Below are 10070 nucleotides of genomic sequence, written 5' to 3'. Positions count from 1 at the left end.
CACCTACAATTTGCATTCTTACTTTGGGTAGGTGAGGTTTTACACCTCGCTTTTTAAATATACGCTCACGTAATAGATCACGAAATAAATTCGCACCTACAATTTGCCTGCTTAGTCTGGGTAGGTGAGGTTTTACACCTCGCTTTTTAAATATACGCTCACGTAATAGAGCGCGAAATAAATTCGCACCTACGATTTGTATTTTTACTTTGTGTAGGCGAGGTTTATGCCTCTCCTTCACCTTCTTTATTTTTTTCAGCCTCTTTGTACCATAACGCAAAAAAGCACTCTGTTAATTTGTGCTCTATCTCAAGCGCTTTTTCTGTTGGGCAAAACAAGGTAAAGCTTGCTTTAAATTCACCTAAATCGGTTGTACCAAAGTGAATTACCGGCTCTGGGCCAGATATTTTTGCATCAAGTTTACGCTCAATCATCGAATTATAACGGCTTGCTACTTCTTGAAACTCTTCGCAATACAGCTTAGCTTGCTCAGTTAATGTGTCGTGAATAGGGTACGGGTTAAAGCTCTCTCTTCGGACAATAATAAAATGATGTGTAACAAAGCGTTTTACAAAGTTTAAGTTTTTAATAGAACTGGTAATCAGCTTATTATTAGGTATGTATATGGTTTTTCTCGAAAATTGATAAGTATGTATATCAATTTCATGCATGGTTGTTTTAATCCAATCAGTTTCAGCTACTTCACCAAAGTAATCACCTACTTGTATCCAATCTCCGACTCTAAACGGGCGGGTTGTTACGAGGTAAAAAAAGCCTATTACACACTGAATAAACTCACGCGTTGCAAGCACAATCGCCACAGCAAAAGCAGCAATAGAAAGTGCAAAGTTTTGAATTTCGGTAGACCACACAAACAGCAGCGATATCATCATTACAAAATTAATAAAATGCTTAATATTGTGTGCGATATAACGAATATCTTTTTCTTTTTTTTCTGCGCGATTTTTAGCCAGCTTATCAACAAGTGCTTTTAGTACAAATGCAATTGTGATCATTACAATTGAAAGAAGAAACGGATGCAGCAATATATCTTTAGTCATAATATCCAATTAAACGCGAGTTGATAAAAACAGGCTCAGTATATTGATTTATTAAACCAATTAGCAAATTTAGTGCAAAAAAGTAACCAATAAAAATGGAGCGACGCTATTGAGTTACTTCATCAGTGCAATGTTTGTGATTTTTAGCCATTCTTTTTCGGCATATGAGTACAAGCTCAATGGCTGAAATAAAGATTAGAGTATAGCCAAGCGTTTCTATACCCTCTTCAACAATGTTTTTTACTGCACGTACGTAGTCATCGCCCATTACTGAATGCCAAAATGCGCCTTTGCCCATCATTCGCGAAAATGCGAGTAAAGTAACCATGCCTGATAAGCAAATACCATAACTAGGAGTGAGGCTATAGGCTTTTAAAGAGTTAAAAATATTCCCTCTCTTTGTTATTAAATAAACAAACACGCCAGCTAAAATTGAATAGACGATACTTTGCCAAGCGCCATCAAAAAAGTATAAGTCGAGGTAGGTATCAAACTCTCTTACAAACATCATTGCCGATAACGCAGCAAGTAATACTGCCGGTATTTTGAGTTGAAAGTTAATTCGCGAAGCATAGAAAAACAAAATACAGCTTAAAAAAGTTAAAACATCTTGCATATGTTCAGTAAGAGTTTCTTCACTGTAAAGTGCATACTGTTTTAATTCAAAGCCTTCAAGTTGAATTAAATGAGCAACACCCGCTAGGCATAATAAATAAATAAAAGATCGCAGTAAAAACATAAATAACCAAGAGAAACTATAAATGCGCGAGATTCTAATTGTAAAAATGCCTTAAAGCCAAAACAAAATTTAAACTTTTAATATTTTTATCGGTCTAATATTTTTGCTGTTAAAATAATGGCTTAGATATTTATTTAATGTTGAATGGATGTTTTTAATGTGACGTTTTAAGTAGTTTGTTGTGCAAAATATAACAAGCATTAAAAAGCCCTTACTATTTACTTAGCAAGGGCTTTTTATAATTGAGAACTTAGAGTTTAGCGCCTAGCGCATCGTTACAAATTCTTCCGAGCCTGTCGGGTGAATCGCCACAACGGCATCAAAATCAGCTTTAGTTGCGCCCATTTTCATGGCAACGGCAAAACCTTGAATCATTTCATCAACCGCAAAACCAATACCATGTAGGCCAACTACTTTTTCGTCTGGGCCGGCACATACAAGTTTCATTTTACAAGGCTGGCGATGTTTAGTTACCGCTGTGTACATAGCCGTAAAACCAGATTGGTAAATTCTAACGTTTTCTTCGCCGTACTGAGAAATAGCTTCTTGCTCAGTTAAACCAATAGTACCAATAGGTGGATGACTAAATACAACAGTAGGGACTAAGCTGTAATCCATTTTTAAATCATCTGGTAGTTCTTTATTAAATAAACGCTCTGATAAAGTACGCCCTGCTTTAACTGCTACAGGCGTAAGTTCAATACCGTTTTCGATAATATCACCAACAGCATAAACGTTTTTAGCTGTGGTATTTTGAAACTCATCAACTTTAACAAAACCATCGCTGTTAACTTCTACGCCGGCAGCAGCGACATTAATTGCGTCTGTTGTTGGCTGGCGGCCAATGGCCCAAATTACTTGGTCAACATTATGAGTTTTGCCGTTATCTAAATGTAGCGTTACAGAGCCATCATCTTCTTTTACCAATTTATTTGGTACAGAGTGAGTATGTAAAGTAGGGCCTTCGGCGGCCATTACTTCAACAAGCGTATCTACAATATATGGGTCAAAACTACGAAGTGGGGCATGCTTACGTACAAATAAATGTGTCTCAGTACCTAAACCATGTAATACACCAGCAAGCTCAACGGCTATGTAGCCTGCGCCTATTACTGCAACGCGTTTAGGTTGCTCTTTTAATTCAAAAAAGCCATTTGAATCAATGCCGTGCTCAGCACCTTCAATATGCGGAATGCTTGGGCGGCCGCCTACTGCAATTAATATATGATCGGCTGTGTAGTGCTCGCCGTTTACTTCAACTGTTTTATTATCTACAAATTTAGCAAAGCCTTTAATTACAGTCACGCCATTGCTAGCAAGGCCACTGTCATAACCTTTATGAATTCGGCCAATGTAGGCTTCACGGCTTTCTACTAGTTTGCTCCAATCAAAGCCTTTTACTTCAACATTAAAGCCGTAATCTGGGGCATATAAATTAATTGCTTCAGCAACCTGAGCACCGTGCCACATTACTTTTTTAGGTACGCAGCCTACGTTTACACACGTGCCGCCCATGTGTTTTGCTTCTATAAGTGCTACTTTAGCGCCACGCATTGCCGCTCTATTTGCAGAGGCAATACCACCACTGCCACCACCGATTGCAATATAATCAAAGTGTTGTGTCATTTTATGTCCTTAGGCGTTGAGTTTTATGCGCATTAGCATAACATTAAGTTTTAAAAATAAAGAGTGTTTAGGTGACCTATGTTTAGTAAAAAAACATTCGAATTTCTTGCTCAGCTTGATAAAAACAATAATAGAGACTGGTTTAACGACCATAAATCACAGTATGAGGAATACGTAAGAGAGCCCGCTTTAGATTTCATTAGGCAAATGCAAGCACCACTTGCTGATGTTTCTAGCCATTTTGTCGCATCAGATAAAAAAGTGGGCGGTAGTTTAATGAGAATCCATAAAGACGCGCGTTTTAGTAAAGATAAAACCCCATATAAAATTAATGTAGGGATTCAATTTCGCCATTTTATGGGAAAAGACGTACACGCCCCTGGTTTTTATTTTCACTTAGCAAATGACGAATGTTTTGTAGGTGCTGGTATTTGGCGACCAGAATCAAAGGCGCTTAATGCAATTAGAACCTGCATAGACGAAAACCCAAATAGCTATAAAAAAGCAATTTATGATGAGCAATTTAAATCTATATTTGAAATGTCAGGAGAATCGCTAAAACGCCCGCCAAGAGGTTTTGAAAAAGCTCATCCCTTAATAGATGAGCTCAAACGAAAAGACTTTATAGCCATTAGCTCGCTTACTCAAAAGCAAATATGCAGTAATAACCTAGTTGATACGGTACTAGAGCGTTATAAAGTGGCTGATTCACTAATGAGTTATTTGTGTTTTGCTCTGGAGCAACCATATTAAAATTACACAACTTAAAAGCAGCTGAGTTGTTTTTTTACTTTTAGACCCAATTTAAAATGTAATGCATTAACGCAAAGAGAGTATTTATGAGCAACCCATTAATTGGCCTTGAAGGCTTACCACCATTTTCAAAAATAAAGCCTGAGTACGTAGTACCAGCACTAAAAGACGGTATCGAGCTTTGTCGTAAAGCCATTGATGACGTGTTAGCTAAAGGCTCGTATACGTGGGATGACTTAGTATTACCCCTTGAAGAAGCCGACGATAAATTATCGCGCATGTTCTCCCCTGTATCGCATTTAAATTCAGTAATGAATAACGACGAATTACGTGAAGCTTACGAGCAGTGCTTACCGTTAATATCTGAATATTCAACATTTGTAGGTCAGCACCAAGGTTTATACAACGCGTATAATACGCTTTATAACAGTGACGAATTTAAAACGCTGACTACAGCACAACAAAAAACAATTACTAATGCGCTACGCGATTTTAAATTATCGGGTATTGCTCTGGCGGCAGAACAGCAAACACGTTACGGCGAAATTAGCGCGCGTTTATCAGAACTTGCCTCAAAATTTGGCAACAACGTAATGGATGCCACACTTGCTTGGCACAAACATATTACTGATGAGAGCGACTTAGCTGGCTTGCCAGAATCTGCTTTAGCACTTGCAGCTGATACCGCAAAAAGTAAAGAATTAGATGGCTGGTTATTTACACTCGATTTCCCGTCGTATTTACCAATAATGGCTTACGCAGATAACCGCGAATTACGCAAAGAAACTTACACCGCGTTTTCTACGCGCGCATCAGATCAAGGCCCTAACGCCGGTGAGTTTGATAACTCTGATATTATGAGCGAGGAGCTTGCGCTTCGCCATGAACTTGCACAGTTACTAGGGTTTAACAGCTACGCTGAAAAGTCACTCGCGACTAAAATGGCCGAAACACCAGAACAAGTATTCTCATTTTTAGAAGACCTAGCAGCTAAATCAAAACCACAAGCAGAGCAAGAAGTGGCCGAGCTAAAAGCCTATGCTGAGCAAAAACACGGTATTTCTGAATTAGAAGCATGGGATTTTGGTTACTACAGCGAAAAGCTTAAGCAAGAAAAGTATGCAATTTCAGACGAAGTACTACGTCCTTACTTCCCAGCAAATAAAGTGCTTAGCGGCTTATTCGAAACCGTTAATCGCTTATTTGGCATTAGCGTAAAAGAAGTTACTGACTTTGATACTTATCACAAAGATGTACGCTTTTTTGAAATTGTAGATAGTAGCAATACTCTACGCGGACGTTTTTATCTCGATTTATATGCACGCGACCACAAACGTGGCGGCGCGTGGATGGATGACTGTATGGGTCGTAAAGTACGCGCTAACGGCGAACTACAAACTCCAGTGGCTTATTTAGTGTGTAACTTTAATAAGGCGGTTGGCGATAAACCTGCGCTGTTTACTCATGACGAAGTAACTACTTTATTTCATGAGTTTGGTCATGGTATTCACCACATGCTTACACAAGTTGATGCCGCGCCAGTGGCTGGCATTAATGGTGTAGCGTGGGATGCGGTAGAGCTTCCTAGTCAGTTTTTAGAAAATTGGTGTTATGACGAAGAGGCCCTGAGCTTTATTTCAGGTCATTATGAAACGGGTGAGCCGTTACCTAAAGAGCTACTTGATAAATTACTAGCGGCTAAAAACTATAACTCAGGCGTACAAATGCTACGTCAAATTGAGTTTTCGTTATTCGATTTTAAAATCCATAACGATTACAAAGTGGGTGAGCAATGCCAAATTCAAGCAGTACTAAACGATGTACGTAGCCGCACATCAATCGTTAAACCGCCTGAGTTTAACCGTTTTCAAAATGGTTTTAGCCATATTTTTGCCGGTGGTTATAGTGCAGGTTACTACTCGTATAAGTGGGCTGAAGTACTTTCTGCTGATGCATTTTCTAAATTTGAAGAAGAAGGTATTTTTAACGCTGAAACAGGGCAAGCCTTCATGCAAAATATTTTAGAAAAAGGCGGTAGCGAAGAGCCAATGGAATTATTTAAAAAGTTCCGTGGTCGTGAGCCTAATGTTGACGCGTTACTACGCCATAGCGGTATTGCTGTTTAAAAATTAATATTTAGCACAAACCAAATTAAAGCGCCTTAATGGCGCTTTTTTATTATTTTAAAATTATTATCTAATAATTTTTAGTAATTTCATCCTACCGTACTATGCTTTTAGCACACCTAATAAAATGGACTAAGGCATGGCAAAGTTGGTATTGGCAATTGATGACGACAAGTATGTTCATCATATAATTGAAGAGTCTTTAGCAGGGTTTTGTAAAATAATTCATGCAAAAGATGGCGATGAAGGATTAAGGCTAACCAATAAATACAACCCAGATATTATTTTACTCGATATTGAAATGCCAGGTATGTCAGGTTATGACGTATGTAAAACAATAAAGCAAAGTCAAAATACTCAGGATATTCCCGTTATGTTTCTCTCATCTAAAATAGAGCTAAGCGATCGGGTAAAAGGTTATAGCGTCGGCGCATCTGATTACATTACAAAACCTTTTAATGCAGAAGAGTTAATAGCGCGAATAAAGGTACTTTACGAATATAGGCAAAAATGCGCAAAACTAAAATTGGATATAGTAAAAGCGAATAAAACAGCTGAAATGGCAATGACAGAGTCAGGCGATATGGGACGTATAATGCGCTACGTTGGACAAAGTTATCACGCTAATAACTTTCAATCGTTGAGTGAATACTTTTTTACCTTTTTTGCTCCTTTAAATTTAGATGTTGTGGTGGTGTTTTGGTATCAAGGAAAAGGTATTTTTTACAGCCAGCAAAGTGGTGTTTGCCCGTTAGAGCAAGAGCTGCTTGAGCAACATCGAAATGCTCAACGATTTGTTGATATTGGTAGCAGCACTATCATTAATTACCCCAAAGTGTCCCTTTTGATAAAAAATATGCCAGTTGATAATGATGCTTTGTATGGGCGCTACAAAGATCTGTTCCCGCATATATTAGAAGTAACCAACGAGAAGGTTGTTACCATGGAAAGAAGCGAAAGCAGTTATGAGCAGGCAGCTCAAATAAGTACAGCCCTTCAAGATATTGTTAAGCAGTTAACTACTCAAAATGTAGAGCAAAACAAAAGTACTAAAGAGTTTATAGAGCAGCTACATGAACTTGACTGCGCTATTAAGCTACAACAAACACAAGCAAATCCTGCGGATCTCACTTTATATATATCTCAATTGGATCAAACAATGCAGTTATTTGTATCGGCTAATAGTGATTTAGCCTTTATCAAATATCAGCTTAAACAAGTTGCCGAAAGCCGCAATGAACTTATATCTAATTTACGTACTAAAGCGGAAGCCGCAAAGGTCAATACGAATCATCATAGTGATATAGAGCTATTTTAGTGCTTTAAAGTAAAGCGGTTGATATACTACAGGCGTATTTTATCGTCGGAGTTTATTGTGGTTATTCAGTGTGCTTTTAAAGAGTTACGCCCTTATTTAAATGAATTAGAAACACGCTTTGGTTTAGCCCAATGGGCGCAAAATTGCAGTGGCTTTAGCTTACATTACGATGATAAAGGGTTAAGTCTATTTAAAACCGACGAGCCTAAACTAGGTGCAATTAACGTTGATTTTGTAACCGGTGCTGCCGCCCATAGGCGTAAGTTTGGCGGTGGTAAAGGGCAAGCAATTGCCAAAGCAGTGGGTTTAAATAAAGGCGCAACGCCTGTTGTACTTGATGCTACCGCTGGTTTAGGGCGAGATGGTTTTGTACTTGCCTCGCTAGGGTGCAAAGTTATATTACATGAACGTCACCCGGTTGTAGCTGCACTTTTATACGATGGTTTAAAGCGAGCCTATAGCGATATTGAAATTGGTTTGTGGATGAAAGAAAACATGAGCCTAATATTTGGCTCAAGCCATACTTTGCTCTCTCAATGCGAAAGCATGCCTGATGTTGTTTATTTAGATCCCATGTTCCCGCATCGCGAAAAATCAGCATTAGTTAAAAAAGAAATGCGCGTGTTTCAAGAGCTTGTTGGTGCAGACAACGACGCTGACGACCTACTTGATTTTGCCTATCCACTTGCCAGTAAGCGTGTTGTTGTAAAGCGCCCCGATTACGCTCCATTCTTAAACGAAAAAACTCCAAGTATGCAGATCAAAACCAAAAAGAACCGTTTTGATGTCTATGTAAAAGCGGCAATGGTTTAAGCATCAAAACAAATCGGCGTTATATCCCTAGAACTTATCCATGTAAGAATCGTTATATTGGGTTTGATCATAGGATCTAGCCTTTTGAATCTAGGATCTTATTACATTTTCATGTTAGAATTTGCGCAATTTTTTGGCATAGCAAAGTAGCACAGTAATGATCTTAGATGATATTCGCATTGTTTTAGTTAACACGTCACATTCCGGCAATATTGGTTCGGCGGCTCGCGCCATGAAAACCATGGGTTTATCAAAACTTTATTTAGTTGATCCTGCTTGCGAAATAGACAGCCAAGCAAGTGCATTAGCTGCAGGCGCAACTGATGTTTTAGGCAATGCAGTTATTGTAGGTACCGTTGAAGAAGCTATCGCTGACTGTACATTAACGATTGGCACAAGTGCGCGTTCTCGTACGCTTTCGTGGCCAATGGTTGAACCACGTGAATGTGGTGAAAAGCTCGTTGCTGAAGCCGTAAATGGTCCTGTAGCGCTAGTATTTGGTCGTGAAAACAGTGGTTTAACTAATGAAGAATTACAGCTTTGTAATTACCATGTATGTATTCCTGCTAACCCAGAGTACAGCTCGCTTAACTTAGCTATGGCGGTACAAACACTTAGCTACGAAACTCGCATGGCATTTTTAAATCAACAACCTAAAAAGGTTGAAGAAGACGATGCAGTTTACCCAAGCTCAAAGCAAACTGAGCTGTTTTATGATCACCTTGAAGACACGTTGTTTAAAACAGGTTTTATCATCAAGCAACACCCTGGTTTAGTTATGACTAAATTGCGCCGTTTGTTTAACCGAGCTCACCCTGAAGATGCTGAAATGAATATTTTACGCGGTATTCTCACCTCAATTAATAAGGCTATCCCTAAGTAACTTAGGTATAGCTATTAGTTATAAAAGACCTAGACTAATTAACGCGCTAATACTTGACTAAATTACTCAGGTAATTACAATGGCTGTAATACTTGACCAAAGAGGTCAAGTATTGAAAATTTGTTAACTCTACAATTTAAAAGTAAGAGTTTCTAAATCAAATTTTTATCAAGTGATAATACTTGACTAATTTACTCTGGTAATTAAAATTTGCACTCTTTTGTGCAGGGGGCGTTATGAAGTTAACATCAAAAGGCAGATATGCCGTTACAGCTATGCTGGATGTTGCACTACACACAGGTGTAGGTCCTGTAGCCCTTGCTGATATTTCACAAAGACAAGAAATTTCTTTGTCTTACCTTGAACAATTATTTGCTCGTTTACGTAAAAATGGCCTAGTAAGTTCTGTTCGTGGACCTGGTGGTGGTTATTTACTAGGGCGTGAAGCGAGCGTTATCTCTGTTGGCGATATTATTAGCGCCGTAGACGAATCGGTCGATGCAACACGTTGCCAAGGTGCCGATACCGGCTGTCAGAGTGGTATGCGTTGTTTAACACATAATTTGTGGTCAGACTTAAGCGCACGCATAGAAGAATTTTTGAATAATATTACCCTTGCTGAATTGGTGGAAAAATCAGATGTGAAAGAAATAGCATCGCGCCAAGATAACAGTATTAATAATGCAATTAAGCAGTTGGAAAACATTCAAGTAAGCTGTCAACTTTAAGGTTGACCTGCAGCGGAGAGAGA

Annotated in this window: 9 protein-coding genes; 6 read left to right on the top strand and 3 right to left on the bottom strand. The window is 38.6% G+C overall.

The features are described from left to right. Positions 1 to 224: 224 nt before the first annotated feature. The 3 genes from AAEY62_RS12125 to gorA all read right to left on the bottom strand — a co-directional run bounded on the left by AAEY62_RS12125 (position 225) and on the right by gorA (position 3426). Positions 225 to 1061 carry a mechanosensitive ion channel family protein gene (locus AAEY62_RS12125; RefSeq protein ID WP_350635021.1) on the bottom strand — a complete coding sequence of 279 codons (837 nt, stop codon included), beginning with the start codon at positions 1059 to 1061 and terminating at the stop codon, positions 225 to 227. 106 nt (positions 1062 to 1167) lie between these two features. Beyond that, a complete protein-coding gene (locus AAEY62_RS12120; RefSeq protein WP_350635020.1) occupies positions 1168 to 1800 on the bottom strand; it encodes a hypothetical protein in 633 nt (210 codons plus the stop codon). A 264-nt stretch (positions 1801 to 2064) separates the two neighbouring features. After that, positions 2065 to 3426, bottom strand: a complete 1362-nt coding sequence (gene gorA / locus AAEY62_RS12115) for a glutathione-disulfide reductase (protein WP_350635019.1) — start codon at positions 3424 to 3426, stop codon at positions 2065 to 2067. A 78-nt stretch (positions 3427 to 3504) separates the two neighbouring features. Here gorA and AAEY62_RS12110 point away from each other — a divergent pair, with 78 nt between their 5' ends. From AAEY62_RS12110 to iscR, 6 genes are all read left to right on the top strand, one after another. Continuing rightward, complete coding sequence (locus AAEY62_RS12110; RefSeq protein ID WP_350635018.1) at positions 3505 to 4179, top strand: DUF2461 domain-containing protein; 675 nt, start codon at positions 3505 to 3507, stop codon at positions 4177 to 4179. Positions 4180 to 4265: 86 nt separating this feature from the next. Next, the gene (gene prlC, locus AAEY62_RS12105) at positions 4266 to 6305 is read left to right on the top strand and encodes an oligopeptidase A (protein WP_165721203.1); all 2040 of its coding nucleotides are present in this window, start codon (positions 4266 to 4268) and stop codon (positions 6303 to 6305) included. A 139-nt stretch (positions 6306 to 6444) separates the two neighbouring features. Then, positions 6445 to 7623 (top strand): response regulator transcription factor, encoded by a 1179-nt coding sequence (locus AAEY62_RS12100; RefSeq protein WP_007586368.1) that lies wholly within the window; start codon positions 6445 to 6447, stop codon positions 7621 to 7623. Positions 7624 to 7680: 57 nt separating this feature from the next. Then, positions 7681 to 8436 (top strand): class I SAM-dependent methyltransferase, encoded by a 756-nt coding sequence (locus AAEY62_RS12095; RefSeq protein WP_010554084.1) that lies wholly within the window; start codon positions 7681 to 7683, stop codon positions 8434 to 8436. A gap of 157 nt (positions 8437 to 8593) precedes the next feature. Next, positions 8594 to 9319, top strand: coding sequence for a tRNA (cytosine(32)/uridine(32)-2'-O)-methyltransferase TrmJ (trmJ, locus tag AAEY62_RS12090; RefSeq protein WP_024589846.1), 726 nt, complete (start codon positions 8594 to 8596; stop codon positions 9317 to 9319). Positions 9320 to 9555: 236 nt separating this feature from the next. Further along, positions 9556 to 10047: a Fe-S cluster assembly transcriptional regulator IscR gene (iscR, locus tag AAEY62_RS12085; protein WP_007586371.1), complete on the top strand. Its 492-nt coding sequence runs from the start codon at positions 9556 to 9558 to the stop codon at positions 10045 to 10047. The last annotated feature ends 23 nt before the right edge of the window (positions 10048 to 10070 follow it).

Source organism: Pseudoalteromonas sp. GW168-MNA-CIBAN-0100 (assembly GCF_040309225.1).
Lineage (GTDB): Bacteria > Pseudomonadota > Gammaproteobacteria > Enterobacterales > Alteromonadaceae > Pseudoalteromonas > Pseudoalteromonas arctica.
This window is presented reverse-complemented; position numbering and strand designations above follow the sequence as displayed.